Here is a 1,484-nt window from a genome sequence, read left to right as displayed (position 1 = left end):
TGAGCTCGTTTCTGATGCTCACCGGCATCAACCTGGCGGTCACCAAACTCGTCACCGGGCAGGTCGCCACCCCCAGCGTCTCGGACATGGCCGGTTTCGACTCGGCGAAGAAGGTGTTCGCGTCCTCGTTCGAGGTCGGTGGGGTGTCGGTGCGGATCACCGTGGTGTGGTGGTTGCTGTTCACCGCGATCGCCACCTGGGTGCTGTTCAAGACCCGGATCGGGAACTGGATCTTCGCCGTCGGCGGCAACCAGGACTCCGCCCGCGCCATCGGTGTCCCGGTCACCAAGGTCAAGATCGGGTTGTTCATGACCGTCGGGTTCGCCGCCTGGTTCGTCGGCATGCACCTGCTGTTCTCGTTCAACACCGTCCAGTCCGGGCAGGGTATCGGTAACGAGTTCCTCTACATCATCGCCGCGGTCATCGGCGGCTGCCTGCTCACCGGTGGGTACGGCACCGCGATCGGCGCCGCGATCGGCGCGTTCATCTTCGGCATGACGAACCAGGGCATCGTCTACGCCGGCTGGAACCCGGACTGGTTCAAGTTCTTCCTCGGCGCGATGCTGCTGTTCGCGGTCATCGCCAACAATGCCTTCCGCAACTACGCCGCCAAGAGGTGACCGCATGAGTACCATCGAACAGATGCCCGTCGATACCGAACCCGGTGGTGGCGACAAGATCCCGCTGATCGAGCTCAAGCACGTCGGCAAGCAGTACGGCAACATCATCGCCCTGCAGGACATCAACCTGCGGGTGCGGGCCGGGGAGGTCACCGGTGTCCTCGGCGACAACGGGGCCGGCAAATCCACCCTGATCAAGATCATCGCCGGCCTGCACCAGCAGAGTGAGGGCGAGCTGCTCGTCGACGGCGAGGCCACCACGTTCGGCTCACCGAAGGAAGCCCTGTCCAAGGGCATCGCCACCGTCTACCAGGATTTGGCGGTGGTGTCGCTGATGCCGGTGTGGCGTAACTTCTTCCTCGGCCAGGAACTGCGCAAGGGACCGTTCAAGACCCTCGACGCGAACGGTATGCGCGCCACCACGATGTCCGAGCTGTCGAAGATGGGCATCGAACTGCCCGACGTCGACGCCCCGATCGGGTCGCTGTCCGGTGGTCAGCGTCAGTGTGTGGCGATCGCCCGGGCGATCTTCTTCGGCGCCCGCGTCCTGATCCTCGACGAGCCCACCGCCGCCCTCGGGGTCAAGCAGTCCGGGATGGTGCTGCGCTACATCTCCGCCGCCAAGGAACAGGGCTTCGGGGTCGTGTTCATCACCCACAACCCGCACCACGCGTACATGGTCGGTGACCACTTCGTGCTCCTCAACCGCGGCCGCCAGAAACTGGACTGCACCTTCGACGAGATCAGCCTCGAAGAACTCACCCAGCAGATGGCCGGCGGCGACGAACTCGAAGCACTCACCCACGAACTGCGGCGTTAGGCACCGACACGACGATGCGCCCGGCACACGTGCCGGGCGCATCG

At 64.6% G+C, this 1,484-nt stretch carries 2 protein-coding genes; both read left to right on the top strand.

Annotated elements, in window-relative coordinates; genetic code table 11:
* Positions 1–620, top strand: a 620-nt coding sequence (locus ACFWAY_RS53745) for an ABC transporter permease (protein WP_378516537.1), incomplete at its 5' end; no start/stop codon positions are given.
* A gap of 4 nt (positions 621–624) precedes the next feature.
* A complete protein-coding gene (locus ACFWAY_RS53740) occupies positions 625–1,440 on the top strand; it encodes an ATP-binding cassette domain-containing protein (protein WP_378452211.1) in 816 nt (271 codons plus the stop codon).
* Positions 1,441–1,484: the final 44 nt, after the last annotated feature.

This window comes from Rhodococcus sp. NPDC059968 (assembly GCF_042738615.1).
Taxonomy (GTDB): Bacteria; Actinomycetota; Actinomycetes; order Mycobacteriales; family Mycobacteriaceae; genus Rhodococcus_F.
This window is presented reverse-complemented; position numbering and strand designations above follow the sequence as displayed.